Annotated in this window: 13 protein-coding genes; 6 read left to right on the forward strand and 7 right to left on the reverse strand. The window is 61.2% G+C overall.

The window, feature by feature from the left end; translation table 11 throughout:
- The first annotated feature begins 40 nt into the window (after positions 1–40).
- Together I6L34_RS03480 and I6L34_RS03485 are read left to right on the forward strand one after the other, a co-directional pair.
- Complete coding sequence (locus I6L34_RS03480; RefSeq protein WP_216955660.1) at positions 41–2,047, forward strand: methyl-accepting chemotaxis protein; 2,007 nt, start codon at positions 41–43, stop codon at positions 2,045–2,047.
- Between the two features lie 267 nt (positions 2,048–2,314).
- Positions 2,315–2,608, forward strand: a complete 294-nt coding sequence (locus I6L34_RS03485; RefSeq protein ID WP_216955663.1) for a hypothetical protein — start codon at positions 2,315–2,317, stop codon at positions 2,606–2,608.
- A 74-nt stretch (positions 2,609–2,682) separates the two neighbouring features.
- Here I6L34_RS03485 and I6L34_RS03490 read toward each other — a convergent pair whose 3' ends face one another.
- The gene (locus I6L34_RS03490) at positions 2,683–2,871 is read right to left on the reverse strand and encodes a hypothetical protein (RefSeq protein WP_005334402.1); all 189 of its coding nucleotides are present in this window, start codon (positions 2,869–2,871) and stop codon (positions 2,683–2,685) included.
- 284 nt (positions 2,872–3,155) lie between these two features.
- On the reverse strand, positions 3,156–5,057 hold the full coding sequence (gene speA / locus I6L34_RS03495) for a biosynthetic arginine decarboxylase (protein WP_216955665.1): 1,902 nt from the start codon (positions 5,055–5,057) through the stop codon (positions 3,156–3,158).
- Between the two features lie 1,014 nt (positions 5,058–6,071).
- On the opposite strand from speA, the gene pepT reads away from it, so the two are divergent.
- Positions 6,072–7,295, forward strand: a complete 1,224-nt coding sequence (gene pepT / locus I6L34_RS03500) for a peptidase T (protein WP_216955668.1) — start codon at positions 6,072–6,074, stop codon at positions 7,293–7,295.
- Between the two features lie 206 nt (positions 7,296–7,501).
- On the forward strand, positions 7,502–9,211 hold the full coding sequence (locus tag I6L34_RS03505) for a lysophospholipid acyltransferase family protein (protein ID WP_058055831.1): 1,710 nt from the start codon (positions 7,502–7,504) through the stop codon (positions 9,209–9,211).
- Positions 9,212–9,325: 114 nt separating this feature from the next.
- Here the strand turns inward: I6L34_RS03505 and I6L34_RS03510 are convergent, their stop codons facing one another.
- The 4 genes from I6L34_RS03510 to I6L34_RS03525 form a co-directional block, all read right to left on the reverse strand.
- On the reverse strand, positions 9,326–9,634 hold the full coding sequence (locus I6L34_RS03510) for a SelT/SelW/SelH family protein (protein ID WP_058055830.1): 309 nt from the start codon (positions 9,632–9,634) through the stop codon (positions 9,326–9,328).
- 76 nt (positions 9,635–9,710) lie between these two features.
- On the reverse strand, positions 9,711–10,835 hold the full coding sequence (locus I6L34_RS03515; protein ID WP_058055829.1) for an adenosylhomocysteinase: 1,125 nt from the start codon (positions 10,833–10,835) through the stop codon (positions 9,711–9,713).
- Positions 10,836–11,017: 182 nt separating this feature from the next.
- Positions 11,018–11,755, reverse strand: coding sequence for a hypothetical protein (locus I6L34_RS03520; RefSeq protein ID WP_216955671.1), 738 nt, complete (start codon positions 11,753–11,755; stop codon positions 11,018–11,020).
- Positions 11,755–12,315, reverse strand: a complete 561-nt coding sequence (locus I6L34_RS03525; protein ID WP_005334411.1) for a YceI family protein — start codon at positions 12,313–12,315, stop codon at positions 11,755–11,757. Before I6L34_RS03525 ends, I6L34_RS03520 begins: the two co-directional genes overlap by 1 nt.
- Before the next feature lie 109 nt (positions 12,316–12,424).
- Between I6L34_RS03525 and I6L34_RS03530 the strand changes: the two genes are divergently transcribed.
- Positions 12,425–13,327 carry a LysR family transcriptional regulator gene (locus I6L34_RS03530; protein WP_075114919.1) on the forward strand — a complete coding sequence of 301 codons (903 nt, stop codon included), beginning with the start codon at positions 12,425–12,427 and terminating at the stop codon, positions 13,325–13,327.
- Between the two features lie 55 nt (positions 13,328–13,382).
- Here I6L34_RS03530 and I6L34_RS03535 read toward each other — a convergent pair whose 3' ends face one another.
- Entirely contained in the window at positions 13,383–13,811 is a 429-nt protein-coding gene (locus tag I6L34_RS03535) for a hypothetical protein (protein ID WP_216955674.1), read from the reverse strand.
- Between the two features lie 67 nt (positions 13,812–13,878).
- Here I6L34_RS03535 and I6L34_RS03540 point away from each other — a divergent pair, with 67 nt between their 5' ends.
- Positions 13,879–15,609, forward strand: coding sequence for a formate--tetrahydrofolate ligase (locus I6L34_RS03540; RefSeq protein ID WP_216955676.1), 1,731 nt, complete (start codon positions 13,879–13,881; stop codon positions 15,607–15,609).
- Positions 15,610–15,621 lie beyond the last annotated feature (12 nt).

Consider the following 15,621-nt stretch of genomic DNA (forward strand, 5'->3'; position numbering starts at 1 on the left):
CAACACGACTCACGCCCGCACTCAGGTATCGAGGCTTAACATGAAATGGATTTTCAACCCCGCCATCCGGCTGGGCAATCAGCTCTCCTTCAAATACAAATTCCTGCTCTGGTCCTGCCTGATGCTGCTGCCACTGGCCTACAGCATGACCAATCTGCTGGGGCGGCTGCAGGATGACAACGTCCAGGCCAACCGCGAGCTGGCGGGAGTGGTCAATCTCACCCCCGTGCCCGCTATCGAGCAAGCCCTGCTCACCCATCGCAATCTGATGACCCGCCACGCCCATGAGGTGGATCCGGTCGATGATGATCAGCTCAAGGCAGCCGCACAAGCCGTTGATCAGAGCCTGCAAGCCTTTGCCGACACCCGCCAGAACAACCCCTCCTTTGAGGTGATCCAGCAGGGCTGGGCCGCCCTGCAGAGTGAAGCGGGCAAGCTGGAAGTGGAGCAGAGCAACCTGCGCCACGACAAGCTGCTGACCGAGGTGCGCCACCTCTACAAGCACATTACTGCCAGTAGCAGCCTGATCCAGGATCCGGCGCTCGGTACCTACTACATGGTGATCCTCGCCAGCGAGCGGTTGCCGCAGCTGCGCGACCTGCTGGCTCAGGTGCGGGATCGCGCCGCCACCATCGCCGATTTCGGCCTGTTTCAGGCTGAGGGCTACAGCGGCCTGCGTTTTCGTCTCGACCTCATCAGCGCCACCCTGCAAGAGCTGGAGGCCGATCTGACCCTGCTATACCAGATGGAACCGGCCTACCGCGCCGAGCTGGGTCAGCAGACAGATGCTCTGATACAGCTGGTGCGTCAGGGGGTCGAGACCATGGAAAACAAGATGATGAAGGATCAGCTGGTACAGCTCTCCACCAAGGAGGTGCAGGCACTGGGAGATAAGATGGACGAGGCTATCACAGCGCTGGCAGACCAGGTACGCCAGCGGCTGGAGGCCGACCTGCATCAGCGGCTGGCCGCCAACCAACGCCACTTCTGGTGGGTCACCGCGCCGCTAACCGCCAGCTTGCTGCTCTACCTCTACCTGATGATCGGCGCCTATCTCTCCCTGCGCGACACCGTAGGGCGGGTGCGTGATATCGCCGCCCGGGTCAACGCCCAGGATCTCAGCCAGCACATTGAGATCGTTGGTCAGGACGAGTTGGCCGCCATCAGCCGGGATTACAACGTGACCCTGGAGACCCTGCGCACCCTGATGCTGCGGGTGCGTGAAAATGGCGTCACAGTAGTGGAGAGCGCCACCGAGATCGAAGCGCGCACCTGCCGCTCGCAGGAGGTCATTGCCGATCAGCAAGGGGAGACCCATCAGGTCGCCACTGCCATCAAGGAGCTGGCCGCCACCTCCCAGGACATGGCGGGCAACGCCCTGCAAGCCGCCCGCATGACCCAGGAGGCGCAGAACGTGGTTGGTCAGGGCGAGGATGTGGTGGAGCGCACCATCAAGGCAATCGACCATATCAACCGCGAGGTGCTGCGCACCGCCGACACCATAGGCCAACTGGAGCAGCAATGCAGCCAGATTGGCGGCGTCATCAGCGTGATCCGCGGCATCGCCGAACAGACCAACCTGCTCGCCCTCAACGCCGCCATCGAAGCGGCCCGGGCCGGTGAGCAGGGTCGCGGCTTTGCGGTGGTGGCCGACGAGGTGCGGTCTCTTGCCAACCGCACCCAGGGGGCTACCGTCGAGATCCAGCAGATGATTGAACAGCTGCAATCCGGCGCCCGCGCCTCGGTCACCGCTATGTCGGCGGCCAGCCATGAAGCGCAGGAGGGGGTCGGGCTGGCGCAGGAGGCAAAACAGGCTTTCGGCGCCATCACCGAGAAGGTGGATCGAATGGTCGATACCAATGCCATCATCGCCAGCGCCATCGAGCAGCAGGGCGCAGTGGTCAACGAGATCGAACGCAACGTGGTGCGCATCTCGGATGGCAGCGACGAGGCGCTGCAAGTGGCCAACGCCGCCCGCGATGCCGCCCGCCAGATCCACCAGCTCACCGAACAGCTGCGCGCCATGGTACAGAGCTTCGTGCTGTAACAGAGCGCTGACAAGCCGGGCTCAACGTGAGCCCGGCATTATCCCGGTCTCGCCCCTGCCCACAACATCTCGGTTGCTCGGATCATCCAGAAAATCTCTGCGACCCACTTGCCGGGCAGATGCCAACAAAGTAGTCTCGAACGAAAACAAAGTGCGGCGTTCCCGACACGCACGGTCTGTGACGTCGAGGCAAGCAAGCCGCCTGCGAGCCACAGATTAAACCCAGCGTCACGTCATCTATCACCCGCTTCAAGCGAGGATTTACCCTTGGCCAGATACCAGTTTTTTACCATTCCGGCGTCCAATCGGCAGCAATACACCTTTATCGACATGGCATCTCCGACTTTTCTGAGTGAAAAGGCGGCACTGCTGACCCAAGGATTCAAGGTGGAGGAGGACTTTATTGACGCGACCAGTCCACGGGAGGCCGTCGAGAAGTACCAATCCAATTTTCTCTACGTGGCGGATGAGATAGGCAAGTCCGATAGCAGCTACGCCGCGGCCGTCGCCATGCTGGAGATTGGCAAGGGGTTATTGGGCAATAAAACCCGCCGAGATTAGGTGCAGCGGTAAAGAGTGGTGGCCATCGTGGTAACGCGCCCGATGGCCATATGGCAAGACATCAATTCGGTAATTCAGAAGCGCCCCAGCTGCTGGAGCATCTCGATCAGCTCCTCTTCGCTGCTCGGCTCATAAGCCAGCTGAAGGCTCGGCGCAGCGCCCCCCATCAGCATGTAGACGTTGGTGCTGCAGTGGTCGTAGTGATACCACTTACCGTCGATACAGACGTCGGTATAGCATCTCGGGTCCCTTTTCAGTTCCATATGCACATCCTTTTGTTACATCCCATCAACATCACTCCTGACCGTAAAATAACCACCGAGGTTCACGCTTGATGCAGATCAAGGGAAGCGGCTGAAAGGGACAGATATCAGCCAGATCTGTGGCCTGCGGATGCCCCGAGCCACCATAGGTTATCCGAATGAAGACGGGCCGAGTGCCCTGTCATATCGCCGGATGGCCCCCGGTAACAAAAACGGCGCCCGCAGGCGCCGTTTTTTCATTCCCGTCATGTTATTTCCACCGACGGGGTAAACAAGCAAGAGGCTTATTCGTCTTCCAGATAGGCGTAGCCTTGCAGGCCCAGCTCCAGCTCGTCGAGCAGGGCTTTGCGAGTGGCATCGTCCAGCGCCGGGTGAGCAGCGATCCGCTGGTAGTTTTCGCGGATCACGGACGGGTCGATGTTGACGTAACGCAGCAGCTGGTCGACGGTGTCGCCGCGCACCACGTTGCGAATGTCCATCTTGCCCTCTTCGTCCAGCCACACTTCCGCGCAGTGGGTGTCACCGAACAGGTTGTGCAGATCGCCGAGGATCTCCTGATAGGCACCGACCAGGAAGAAGCCGACGTGGCACTCTTCGTTCTCGCCGTAGACCGGCATTGGCAGGGTGCTCTCGACCCCCAGACCGTCGACATAGTGCTCGACCTGACCGTCGGAGTCACAGGTAATATCCATCAGGATACCGCGACGGCTAAGCGGACGATCGAGACCAGCCAGCGGCATCACCGGGAATACCTGACCGATACCCCAGGCATCCGGCAGGGACTGGAACAGAGAGAAGTTGGCAAAGCACTTGTCCGCCAGCTTTTCACTCAGCTCGTCAGCCAGCGCACGGTGGTTACGGTTGACCGGGTTGAGCATCTCTTTGAGTGCCAGACAGGTGTTCTGGTGCAGCATCTCGGCCCAGGCACGCTGTTCAAGGTTCAAAAGGCCCATGGTGTACTGGGTATTCACGTCACCCAGATCTGCCACCGAGTCATGGAAGATCTCCAGCAGGGAGGGATCTTCGCTGCGCAGATCCAGCCAGCCTTTCCACATGTTCTGCAGAATGGTCGGTGCATCGTCGTCCGGCGCGCTGATGTCGTTCATCTCCACCCCTTCGGCACCAATGATATTGGTGACCAGCACGGCGTGGTGGGCGGTCAGGGCACGGCCAGACTCGCTGATGATGGTCGGGTGCGGCAGATCGAACTCGCGGCAGACATCGCCGATGCCCCATACCACGTTGTTGGCGTACTCGGAGAGGCTGTAGTTGGCGGAGCAGTGGCTCTGGGAACGGGTTCCCTCGTAGTCCACACCCAGGCCGCCACCGACGTCAACGACTTCGATGTTGGCACCGAGGCGACGCAGTTCAGCGTAGAAACGGCCGCACTCGCGGATGCCGCCCTGAATGTCGCGGATATTGGCGATCTGGGAGCCCAGATGGAAGTGCAGCAGTTGCAGGCAATCCAGCTTGCCCAGCCCGCGCAGACGTTCGATCAGCGCCAGGATCTGGGAGGCGGAGAGACCAAATTTGGACATGGAGCCGCCGCTCGATTCCCACATGCCGGAGCCGGTGGAAGCGAGCTTGGCACGCACCCCGATGTTGGGCTTGATGTTGAGACGAGCTGACTCGTCCAGCACCATCTCCAGCTCGGAGGGCTTCTCCACCACGATGTAGACCTTGTGGCCCATCAGGTTGCCCAAGAGGGCGTGGCGGATATATTCGCGGTCTTTGTAACCGTTGCAGACGATCACCGAGCCTTGCTCATGGTGATGGGACAGCACGGCCAGCAGTTCCGGTTTGGAACCAGCTTCCAGGCCAAGCCGGGGCTTGTCGCTGTAGGACTGGCTGATGGTCTCGATGACACGACGCTGCTGGTTTACCTTGATCGGGTAAACGCAGAGGTAGTCCCCTTCATAGCCTGACTTTTCGATGGCCTGACCAAAGGCGTTGAACAGCGCATCGACCCGACTCTTGAGGATGTCAGGGAAGCGCAGCAACACGGGGGTGGTCAGCCCGGACTGACGCAACTGTTCGATGGCGTCAGAGAGCACGATATGCGCGTCAGGGCGTGATTTGTCGGGGGCGACGGTCACATGACCGGCGTCATTGATATTGAAAAAACCCGCACCCCAGTAGGGAACGTTGTAGACCTTCAAGGAGTCCTTGCTGGACCAGTTAGTCATGGGCTATGCCTCGCAAATGAGCGACCCAAAGTCGCCTTCGTTACCCTCAATCACATCCAGACCATCTAGTGCAGAGTACGGCGAGCGCTGCCATCACGAGACGCAGCCACCCAAACCAACCCTTTGCACATCGCGGCAAGCCAGAGGCTGCCTGGTGGATCTTGGGGAAGTAACGAGTCTTGATGTGGGGCTGGTGGCTTTACATCAAGCTCAACGGTATGCGGTGCCACTATGCCGTAGCGCCGCGGTACTTTGATGACAGACGACATCAGCCACGCCGTCAGTTCATCATTCGGCAGCGATCCCGACAGAAGGAGAGGGTTCCAAGGAAGAGAAGCGAAGGCGCCAGCACGCATGCGTGTTGATAGACGACAACAACCACAGCCCACCTCACCATCAGTGACCGCCCATGACAAGGGAAGATGATGAGCCGGTGGCCCACTCGGTCAAATGAAGGATGAGAGTCTGTTGTTCTCCCTGATACCGGAGCCTAACCGGTATTAAAGAAACCATTCCCCAGCAGTGTCTGTCGTTTCTGCGTGCCTCGCCCTATAGGCGTATGATCGGTCGGGTTTCTGGCGGCTCTGCCTGCTTCAGGGTTGCCCTTGGATCGGCGCGGAGTGTACACACTTACCGCGGGCAGTGACAATAAAAAATAGTGTTCAAAATCCCCTTTTAATAAGTCGATCAAATCTTGCTGGCGAGCAGGCAGGCTCTGGGATGGCGCAGGTTATGCGACAGCCCTGTTTCCCCTTGAAAAGTGTGCGAAAGCGCCATGGTTGGGCTGACGCCTTGCTGTGCGGTGGCTGAGGGGAATTTGGTCGCCACCGCTAGCGCCTAAATATCGTAATAAATGCAAAATTTATGCGCCACCCCTCGCCGAAGTTGCCCCGCGTGCCGCACATTCGCCGCTCTTCCCTTGCGTCAAAAAATGGGAAAAACCTGCGCTGACGCAATGAGTGCCCCGCACGGATTGGCCACAATGACCGCTCACAATCGGTTAGAGGCTGACTAATGGATACCCTGCTTGAGCGTTTTCTGCGTTACGTAACTTTTCATACCCGCTCCGATGAGACCAATCCAGCCTGCCCCAGCAGCGAAGGCCAGCTGATCTTTGCCCGTGCCCTGCAAGAAGAGATGAAGGCGCTGGGGCTGAGCCAGGTCACCCTGGATGAAAACGGCTACCTCACCGGCTGCCTGCCGGGCAACCAGCCGGACGCCCCCGCCATCGGCCTGATTGCCCACATGGACACCGCCGACTACGAGGCGGAGCACGTAGTACCGCAAATCATCGAAAACTATCAGGGCGGCGACATCTGCCTTGGCAAGGGTGACGAGGTGCTCGCCATCCGTGACTACCGCTTCCTGAAAAACTATCTGGGTCAGGACCTCATCACCACCGACGGCACCACCTTGCTTGGCGCCGACGACAAGGCAGGTATCGCCGAGATCCTCACTGCCATCGACCACCTGCAGGCCCACCCCGAGATCCCGCGCGGCGATATCTGGATCGGCTTTACCCCGGATGAAGAGATTGGCCGTGGCGCCAACCAGTTCCCGCTGGAGAGATTCCCGGCCAAGTGGGCCTATACCGTGGATGGCGGCGAACTGGGCGAGCTGGAGTATGAAAACTTCAACGCCGCCAGCGCCACGGTGCGTTTTATCGGCAATAACGTCCACCCCGGCACCGCCAAGGGGAGCATGATCAACAGCCAGACCCTGGCCGCCCGCTTCCACGCCGCCATGCCTGCCGAGCAGACCCCGGAGTGCACCGACGGGTATGAGGGCTTCTTCCATCTGGCCCAGATGAGCGGCACCGTGGAGGAGAGCACCCTGCACTACATCATCCGTGACTTCGACGACGAACATTTCGCCGCACGCAAAGCCGAGATGCAGAGCCGGATGGCCGCCCTGCAGGCCGAATATCCCAAGGCCCGCATCGAGCTGACCTTGACCGACAGCTATCGCAACATGCGCAGCCAAATTGAGCCGCACATGCATATTGTCGAGCTGGCCAAGGCCGCCATGGAGGCCGCCGACGTGGTGCCGAAGATCAAACCCATTCGCGGTGGTACCGATGGCGCCCGCCTCTCCTTTATGGGTCTGCCCTGCCCCAACCTCTTCACCGGTGGTCACAACTTCCACGGCAAGCACGAGTTCATCCCGCTGCAATCCATGGAAAAAGCGGTCGCCACCCTGGTGGAGCTGGTGCGCCTCACCGCAGCCTGGCGCGGTTAATCGGTAGCTGTCATTACCAGGGCAAAGGGGGGAGCCGGTCAACCGGCCCCCCCTTGCTATCTGGCCATCCCCCATCAGGAAAGAGAAACAGGGAGAGTCGCTCAGGAGCAACTGGCTGCCACTGCCATCAAACTGTCATCCCGCTGACATGTCGCGGGAACAGTGTCACATCATGCTGGGAGCAACGGATCGCCGGAGCCCTCCAGATGTTCACTATCGATACCCTGCTAACCCAACACTTCCCCCGCCTGCTTGGCTACCCCCTGCTCACCCCGCTGTTAAAGCGGCTGCTGGGCTGGCTGCTCAACGAACGTGCCTTTGCCGACTTTGCCACCCGCTACCCGCACCTGCGCGGCCTCGACTTTGTCGAGCAGGCGCTGACCCAGCTCGATTTCGACTATCGGGTCAGCGAGGCGCAACTGGAGCATATTCCCGCCAGCGGCCGGGTCATTCTTGTCGCCAACCACCCCATCGGCTCGCTGGACGGACTGGCGCTGCTGCAACTGCTCGGTCGCATTCGCCCCGATGTAAAGATCGTCGCCAACCAGCTGCTGGCCCAGCTCGCGCCGCTGCGCCCTTTGCTATTGCCGGTAGACAATATGGAGGGCAAGACCGATCGACAGGCCATCCTCGCCATGAACGAACACCTCGCCCATGAAGGGGCGCTGGTGATCTTCCCCGCAGGTGAAGTCTCGCGGCTTGGCCTCAAGGGGGTGAAAGATGGCCCCTGGCAGGCAGGCTTTATCAAGCTGGCCCAGCGCACCCGCACCCCGCTGGTGCCCATCCATCTGGGGGGACGCAATAGCCTCTGGTTCTATCTCGCTTCCTGGCTCAACAAGCCAGCCTCCGCCCTGTTACTGGTGCGTCAGCTGTTTCGCCAGCAGGGGCAGACCCTGCCGGTGACCATAGGGGCGCGCATTCCGCTCGGCAGTTTTCAGGAACTGCCCGCCAAGACGGCGGCGCGGCTGGTGCGCAACCACCTCTACCGGATTGGCCGTGGCAAGGCGGGACGGCTGCAGACCGAGGCCCCCATCGCCCTGCCGGAGGATCGCCGCCAGCTCAAACAGGCCATCGAAAGCTGCGAACAGCTCGGCACCACCCCGGATGGTCAGGGGATCTACCTCTACCGCCGCCATGAACTGAGTCACTCGGTGATCCTGCGCGAGCTGGGGCGGCTGCGGGAGATCGCATTTCGCGCGGTGGGGGAAGGATCCGGCAAGCGGCGGGATCTCGATGGCTTTGACAACGACTATCACCACCTGATCCTCTGGGATCCGGCCCGACTCGACATTATCGGCGCCTACCGCTTTGCCCCGGTGGCGGAGCTGCTGGCCAGCAAGGGGAAGGATGGTATCTACAGCCACACCCTGTTCGGCTTTGAGGATAAGCTGCTGCCTCGGCTGGAGCAGGCCATCGAGCTTGGCCGCAGCTTTATCCAGCCCGCCTACTGGGGCAAGCGGGGGCTCGATTATCTCTGGTTCGGCATCGGTGCCTATCTGGCCCGCTATCCCCGCTACCGCTACCTGTTTGGCCCGGTGTCGCTCTCCGGCAGCCTACCGCCGGCGGCCAAGGATCTGCTGGTGAGCTTCTACCGCCAGCACTTTGCCCCCGAGCTGGCGCTGGCCCCCTCCCGCCGTCCCTACCCCGAAACGCAGCCTCTGTTCGAAGGGGTGGATTACGGCGCCGACCTCAAAGCGCTCAAGGCCCGCCTCGACAATCTGGGCTGCGCCATCCCTACCCTCTACAAGCAGTATTCCGAGCTGTGCGAGCCGGGCGGAGTGCAGTTCATGGACTTTGGTATCGACCCCGACTTCAACCACTGCATCGACGGGCTGGTGTGGGTCGATGTGAGCCGCATCAAGTCCCACAAGAGGGCCCGCTATATCGGCAGTCATCTGGCCGAGCCGCGCTTATAACCCTGCTGGAGCCAGGCAAACAGCCAAAGGCAAAAAAGGAGAGAGAGGCCATCGCCTCCCTCTCCTTTCGCTCTCATGCTCAGCACCTTTTCGAGGCGCTCGGCCCATCTGGCGTTACTCGGCCGCCTTGCGATCCGAGTGGCCGAGATCCCGCTCAGGGGCGATGACGTCACGCACCCGCTGCTTGATCTCCTTGGCCTCGGGGAAGCCGTCATCGACCACCCGATCCCACACCTGCACCCCGCTCACCAGAATGCGGAACTCCCCCTTGCTGGCCGGCACCAGCGCCACCTCCCCCAGATCGCTGTCGAAGGTGGAGAGCAGCTCCTGCGCCAGCCAGGCGGCGCGCAGCATCCAGCGACAGAGGGTGCAGTAGCGGATTTCGATACGGGGTTTGCTGATCAGGGTTTCAGACTCGATCATGAGTGACTCCATAAAAAAGCGACAATGGCGGGAAGTGGCGTACTGCCGCCCAATGGCTGATCCCGATTCGGTCAAATCAGTGCTGATCAACCCCATGAAAATCGGCCAGCCAATGGCGGGCAATGGTACGCATCGCCGATTCTGGCAGCTCGAACAGGCCGGGAGCAAGAGGGCCTGCCGCCAGCATCCGGATCCCTTCCATGATCTCCGCCAGCACCAGATAGACATATTCGCCAATCACGGCGCCATGGACGAAGTTAACCGCCTCACCCCGGTTGAGCAGGTAGATCTGGGTACCATCCGGCCGGTTGAGGGCCAGCACATGGGGGCACACCTCTTCGCTCGGCCACGGCAACTGGGCCAGCGAGAAGGCAAACTCGTCGTCGGCCGAGGTGACCGAGGCGACCATGGTGCCGGGGCGCAGCGCCTGTAGATCCGCCAAGTCCAGCGAGCCGTTGCCGGTAGAGCAGATCACCAGCTCGGCACGGCTCAACGCCTCGGCCTTGGTGATCAAACGAAAACCGTGAGAGAGCGCTTCGACCTGTCGCAGCACATCTGTTTCCACCAGCCCGAGATGGAGGTTGCGACAGCGCAGGTCGCGGGCGATGCTGCGCCCCACTTTGCCATAGCCAAACAGCACGGCTTCGCAGACGTTGAAGGTACGGTTGAGATTACGAGCCAGCGACTCCGCGGAGTAGACCACGCTCAAACCAATCTGGATATCCTCGGCCTGCTTGAGGGGGCTGCGAGCCACCGACACCACCGGGGTCGCCAGCACCTCCTGCTCATAGCGCTGATGGCCGTTCTCGGTCATCTCCACCACCCCGAGGAAACGGGGGCCGAAGTATTCACTCAAGATCACCTGGGTTTTGGCAAAGTAACCGCCAATATCGAGGATCAGCAACCGCTCGTGGGGGGCCACCAGCGGTGCAATCTGCTGGATGAGGCTGTCGGGATCATTAGTCCAGCGCCGGTTGAGGGGCAGCACCGGATAGTGCTGGGATACCCACTCCAGGGTCGGGCCATGTACCGATTTGGGTTTGGGCAAAATGGCGCCAATCCGCCCAATCCGGGAAAGCGCTTCGACAAAACGGGGGCGATCGGGAAGCAGGTGAGTGACCAGCAGAATGCAGAGACCATCGATACGTCCCTGTCCGGTGAAATGGCGAAAAAACAGATGCTCAGATCCTTGACTGCGCAACTGTGGCCTCCTTATGTGCCGCAAAGCAGGCAAACAGAACCCGGCGCGGCCGGGTTCTGTGTGTGTCCAAATAAAATGAAAAACCTTTTTATCTGAAACACATAGGTGGCTCAATCATTATCTGCCAAGAGTATGAGCGGGTATGCAAAAATGACTGTAATTGCCTGTTTTTCATGCAAAAATCAGTACAAAGAAGCAGCAGGCCACACCCACCACAGGCTGAGCCCGGTTCCCGCGGCAGCAAGCAGGATCAGCCCACCCCAACGCACTGGCCAGGGTTTGTCACGCAACGCCCACTCCAGCAGCGGCAGCAACCAGACCGGCAGCAACACCACCAGCGGCACCTCCACATATTGCCAGGCCAGCATCTGGACGAAGGCGAGGGCCAGCGCCAGACCGGCGGGTGCTACCTTGATGGCAACAAAGGTGGCAAGCAGGGCGCGAAAACCGGCGAAAGCGGCCAGCGCACCGGCCAGCTGGGCAATCAGCAGACTGCCATCGATGCCGATCACCAGCGCCAGCCAGATAAAGCCGAGGGCAAACCCGAGCCCCTCGCGGCTGTCACTGCGCAAGGTGCTCCAGCCAAACCAGAGGATGGCGGGCAGCAGTGCCAGCCAGATCCCGGGTTCGCTCGCCAATACCGATGCCAATCCCTGCCACCACACCAGCGCACTGAACACGGCAAAGAGCAGCAGCGAACCGCGCAGGTCGCTCACCTGAGCCCCAATGGCGGGCACCAGCAGGGTCAGCGGCAACCACTGCCACGCCTTTTCCGGCATGCCATAGAGGCCGCCGAGCCAGGATCCCACCAGCCAGAGCGCCAGCGCGCCCCACTGATAACCCAGTCGCGGCCAGCGCCACGATAGCAAAGCGGCTCCCAGAGGAGCCGCCAGGGTTTGCAGCAGAAGTTCCGCGCCCATTACTTGCGCACGCCTTCGACAAACAGGTTGATGTTCATCTCGTCCGGGATGCCGGGCAGCATGTAGCTCACGCCAAAGTCACTGCGCTTGATGGTGGTGGAGGCGTTGAAACCGCTGCGGTAGCCGCCCCAGGGATCCTTGCCTTCGCCGATCTTGACCAGATCGAAGGCCACTTCCTTGGAGACGCCGTGCAGGGTCAGGGTCCCTTTCAGCACGCCTTTATCCTTGGTGCCCTCGTAAGCGGAGCTGACGAAGGTCATCTTGGGATACTGCTTCACGTCGAGGAAGTCAGGACTGCGCAGGTGCTTGTCGCGGGCTTCGTGATTGGAGTCGACGCTGGCGGCATCCACTTCAAAGCTCGCCTTGGCGGCCGCCGGGTTGGCGTCATCCATGCTGAAGGTGCCGCTGAAGGTGTTGAAGCGACCCACCAGCTCGGAGAAGCCCAGGTGACCCACCTTGAACTGCACTGTGGTGTGCGCCGCATCCACATCGTAATCCGCCGCCATCAGAGGGGTAGCCATAAACAGGCAGGAGGCCAGCAGAGCCTTGGTCATTTTCATCCGTTCGTTCCTTCATCTTGGGGTTCACATCAGTGGTTAAAATGCTAACCTCGTTCTGAAGATGAATAATCAGTGATTTATTAAATTCATTATTTACTGAGGATGGAAAATGGACCAGATCGCCGCCATGCGCACCTTTATCAAGGTGGTGGAGTGCCAGAGCTTTACCAAGGCCGCCAACCAGCTCGGCATCTCGGTCGCCATGGCCTCCAAACTTATGCAGCAGCTGGAGGAGTCCCTCGCCACCCGGCTGCTGTCGCGCACCACCCGTCAGGTCAATCCCACCGAAGCGGGCCAGTTCTACTACCAGCGCTCCCTCGCCCTGCTGGCTGAGCTGGAAGAGACCCACATCCAGCTGACCCACCACAACCAGCAGCCCAACGGCACCCTCAAGCTCTCGGTGCCGATGGATTTTGGCTATCTGCACCTCTCCCCCGCCCTGCCGCTGTTTCGCCAACGCTTTCCCGACCTCAAGCTCGATATCGAGTACAGCGACCGGCGGGTAGCGCTGGTGGAAGAGGGGTTCGATCTGGCGCTGCGGATCGGCCACCTCAGCGACTCCTCGCTGGTGGCGCGCCAGCTGGCCACCATTCGGGTCGAGCTTTGCGCCAGCCCCGCCTATCTGGCACGCAAGGGCAGACCGGAAAAACCCGAGGATCTCAAGCAGCACGACTGTCTGATCTACACCCTGACCCAGCCGGAGTGGCACTTCAAACGGGGAAGCGAGCAGCAGAGCATCCGGCCACAGGGGCCACTGCGGGCCAACAACGGGGTGGCGCTGACCCGCGCCGCTTGTGATGATCAGGGCATCATATTGCAGCCCACCTTTATCGTGGGGGAGGCCCTGCGGTCAGGACAGCTGGTCAGCCTGCTGCCGGAGTGGGACAAGGGAGAGGTGGGACTTTATGCGGTCTATCCGCACCGCCGCTTCGTCTCGGCCAAGGTGCGTTGCTTTATCGAGTTCGTGCAGGAGCGCTATCTCGCACCGCAACAGTGGGATGCGCCGACCTGATTGCCAGAGCTGAGGATACGGCCTGACTGTCCGGCCTGCTGGTCCGGCTTGAAACCTAACGCTGGTCGGGTGCGGTGGTGGATGCGGCAACAGGGGTGAGCTTGGCTAGCAGACGCTCCTGCTCGAGGCTTAACTGCCAGCGTGGCAGACGGGTGCGGATCACCGACAACTGCGGCTCACTCAGGGCATAGGGGAGCGCCACTTCAATCTCGGGGCAGTCAAACATGGCGGCCAGCTGCAGGATCAAAATGAGGTTTGCCTCGTCGGTCTTGTGCTTGTTAACCCGTTTGCGGATCTCGTGGCGCAGCTGGGTTTCGGGGTCCTGGGTCATCGCCTGCCAGCCGAAACCGAACAACGGCACCAGCGCGCTGACAATCCCCAGCGCCGTCATCGGCTGCTTGGGGGGATGATAGAGTGCGTTGAGATCCAGCAGAACAGGATTCTGACGAACCTCACCCTCACCAAATAAAATCGTTTTCATCATTGGATTACCCGTTATATTCCACTAGACTGCGCCGCATATTTTACCCCGATATGCCAACGAGGTGCTGATGCTAAGCGATATCGAGATCTCCCGCCAGTCCCCCCGTCTCTCAATCCACGCGCTGGCCGAACGCCTCGCCATCCCCCAGCACCAGCTCAGCCCTCATGGCCACTACAAAGGCAAGCTCAGCCTCGACCTGCTCAAGTCTCAGCCCAAACAGCGCGGCAAGCTGGTACTGGTGAGCGCCATCACCCCCACCCCGCTCGGTGAAGGGAAGACGGTGACTACCCTTGGCCTCTCCATGGGGCTCAACCATATCGGCCAGCCCAGCATCGCCACCATCCGCCAACCGAGCCTCGGGCCGGTATTCGGGGTCAAGGGGGGGGCCGCAGGTGGCGGCCACGCCCAGGTGGTGCCGATGGAGGAGATGAACCTCCACCTTACCGGCGATTTTCACGCTCTGACGGCGGCTCACAATCTGGCGGCTGCAGCCCTCGATGCCCGCCTGTTCCACGAACAGAAACTGGGTGCAGAGTTCACCGCCAAAACCGGCCTGCCGCGCCTCGATATCGATGCCGATAACATCCTCTGGCCGCGCACCCTCGACATGAATGACCGCGCCTTGCGCCACCTCACGATTGGACAGGGGGGCGCAGCCGATGGTGTGGAGCGCAGCGATCGCTTCGTCATCACCGCCGCCTCCGAGCTGATGGCCATTCTGGCGCTGGCGAGCGATCTGAAAGACCTGCGCCAGCGCATCGGCCGCATCCAGCTGGCCCGCGATATTCACGGCAAGCCCATTACCGCCGAACAGTTGGAAGTAGCGGGCGCCATGACGGTGCTGCTCAAAGATGCGCTGCAACCGACCCTGATGCAGACCACCGAGCAGACTCCAGTGCTGGTACACGCCGGCCCCTTTGCCAATATCGCCCACGGCAACTCCTCGGTGATCGCCGATCGCATCGCCCTTGGCCTGACCGACTATGTGGTGACCGAGGCGGGTTTTGGCTCCGACATGGGGCTGGAGAAGTTCTTCAACATCAAGAGCCGCCAATCCGGCATTAGCCCCGCCTGCGTGGTGCTGGTGGCCACGGTGCGCGGCCTCAAGGCCAACAGCGGCCTGCTGGATATCCGCCCGGGCCAGCCGCTGCCAGCCAGCCTGCAGGGGGAGGATCTGCCAACCCTCAAGCAGGGCTGCGCCAACCTCGCCTGGCATATCCGGAACGCCCGCCGCTACGGAGTGCCGGTGGTGGTCGCCATCAACCGCTTCCCCACCGACAGCGAGGCCGAACTGGCGCTGCTGGCCCATGAAGCGCAGCAAGCCGGCGCCTGTGGCGCAGCCATCTCCAACGCCTTCACCCAGGGTGGTGCCGGTGCCAGCGAGCTGGCCCGCGCCGTGGTCGCCGCCTGCGAGCAACCCGGTAAGGTGAAACTGCTCTACCCCGACGAGGCGCGCCTCGACGCCAAGCTGGCGACCCTGGTGGAGTGCGGCTACGGCGGCCGCGGAGTGCAGCTCTCCGACAAAGCGCGCCAGCAGCTGGCACAGCTCTCCGCCGAAGGATGGGATCACTTGCCTATCTGCGTGGCCAAGACGCCGCTCTCCATCAGCCACGACCCCGCCCTCAAAGGGGTGCCGACCGATTTCGAGGTGCCCATCGACGAGGTGAAGCTCTGCGCCGGTGCCGGGTTCGTCTATGCGCTGGCGGGCCCCATCATGACCATGCCGGGGCTGGGCAGTCTGCCTGCCTATCGCCATATCGATATCGATGAGAACGGCGAGATAGTCGGCCTGAGCTGAGCCCTTCCACAA

The sequence above is a fragment of the Aeromonas sp. FDAARGOS 1404 genome, assembly GCF_019047085.1.
Classification (GTDB): domain Bacteria; phylum Pseudomonadota; class Gammaproteobacteria; order Enterobacterales; family Aeromonadaceae; genus Aeromonas; species Aeromonas veronii.

Excerpts from the sequence above, each read along its gene's own strand:
- I6L34_RS03480 (WP_216955660.1), top strand. The coding sequence starts at position 41 with ATGAAATGGATTTTCAACCCCGCCATCCGGCTGGGCAATCAGCTCTCC.
- I6L34_RS03490 (WP_005334402.1), bottom strand. The coding sequence starts at position 2,871 with ATGGAACTGAAAAGGGACCCGAGATGCTATACCGACGTCTGTATCGAC.
- speA (WP_216955665.1), bottom strand. The coding sequence starts at position 5,057 with ATGACTAACTGGTCCAGCAAGGACTCCTTGAAGGTCTACAACGTTCCC.
- pepT (WP_216955668.1), top strand. The coding sequence starts at position 6,072 with ATGGATACCCTGCTTGAGCGTTTTCTGCGTTACGTAACTTTTCATACC.
- I6L34_RS03505 (WP_058055831.1), top strand. The coding sequence starts at position 7,502 with ATGTTCACTATCGATACCCTGCTAACCCAACACTTCCCCCGCCTGCTT.
- I6L34_RS03510 (WP_058055830.1), bottom strand. The coding sequence starts at position 9,634 with ATGATCGAGTCTGAAACCCTGATCAGCAAACCCCGTATCGAAATCCGC.
- I6L34_RS03520 (WP_216955671.1), bottom strand. The coding sequence starts at position 11,755 with ATGGGCGCGGAACTTCTGCTGCAAACCCTGGCGGCTCCTCTGGGAGCC.
- I6L34_RS03525 (WP_005334411.1), bottom strand. The coding sequence starts at position 12,315 with ATGAAAATGACCAAGGCTCTGCTGGCCTCCTGCCTGTTTATGGCTACC.
- I6L34_RS03530 (WP_075114919.1), top strand. The coding sequence starts at position 12,425 with ATGGACCAGATCGCCGCCATGCGCACCTTTATCAAGGTGGTGGAGTGC.
- I6L34_RS03535 (WP_216955674.1), bottom strand. The coding sequence starts at position 13,811 with ATGATGAAAACGATTTTATTTGGTGAGGGTGAGGTTCGTCAGAATCCT.
- I6L34_RS03540 (WP_216955676.1), top strand. The coding sequence starts at position 13,879 with ATGCTAAGCGATATCGAGATCTCCCGCCAGTCCCCCCGTCTCTCAATC.